1 pseudogene is annotated in these 310 nt (G+C 38.4%); it reads left to right on the top strand.

What is annotated here, in order from left to right:
- A pseudogene (locus GO013_RS16895) lies at nucleotides 1-310 on the top strand (hypothetical protein); the annotation flags it as partial.

Consider the following 310-nt stretch of genomic DNA (forward strand, 5'->3'; position numbering starts at 1 on the left):
TTCATTTAGCTAAAAATTATGGGGCGAGTTTTTTGAATTTGCGCCCTAAAGTTTTAGCGGACGATAGAGCCACGACTTTAGAGGTGATGGCCTATCACATGAAAGAATTAGAGTTAAAAGATGAAGATGTTGCGTGTTGCTTGTATGGCACTTCAGCGCTTTTACAAGAAAAGCATTTAAAAAACGCTTTTGAAATGTTAAAGGGAAATACGGATTATGTTTTCACATGCTCTCCATTCAGCGCTTCGCCCTATCGTTCTTTTAGCCTTGAAAACGGCGTTCAAATGGCTTTTAAAGAGCATTTAAACAC

The organism is Pseudodesulfovibrio sp. JC047 (assembly GCF_010468615.1).
GTDB lineage: Bacteria > Desulfobacterota > Desulfovibrionia > Desulfovibrionales > Desulfovibrionaceae > Pseudodesulfovibrio.